This is a genomic window from Duganella vulcania (assembly GCF_009857655.1).
Taxonomy (GTDB): domain Bacteria; phylum Pseudomonadota; class Gammaproteobacteria; order Burkholderiales; family Burkholderiaceae_D; genus Rugamonas; species Rugamonas vulcania.
This window is the reverse complement of sequence record NZ_WWCX01000301.1, coordinates 1-426: the sequence shown is the minus strand read 5'-3', so window position 1 is coordinate 426 and position 426 is coordinate 1. Positions and strand designations below refer to the sequence as shown.

Below are 426 nucleotides of genomic sequence, written 5' to 3'. Positions count from 1 at the left end.
TGGCGCCAGCAGCGCGCCGCGCTGCGGCTGGCCAAACTGCTGTGGCGCAGCGCGCGCCAGGCCGCGACCGCACACTGGCAGCAGGCGCGCCAGCAGTTCTTCGCAATGGAAACGGACAGCCGGCAGTTCCGCGCCGCCCAGGGCGGCTACGAACGCATGAAGCGCGACACCGGCCAGCGGCTGCTGGCCTGGCGCGACAACGCCACGGCCAGCCGCGCCGCCGGCGCCGAATTTTTCGCCGCCCATCGCCGCTTGCAGAACGCCAGGAAGCAGCAGGAAAAACTCGACCTGCTGCGCGAACACATCCGCACAGGAACCCGCCACCATGACGATTGAGCTGCGCCCACACCCTCCCGTTGCGCCGCATGAGGACGACGCGCCGAGACCGGCGCGCCCGGCGCCGGCCCGCTACACGCCCAGGCTGGC

Annotated in this window: 1 pseudogene; it reads left to right on the top strand. The window is 72.1% G+C overall.

From position 1 onward, the window contains the following. Positions 1-336 (top strand): annotated as a pseudogene (locus GTP90_RS36100) (hypothetical protein); the annotation flags it as partial. Between the last annotated feature and the right edge of the window lie 90 nt (positions 337-426).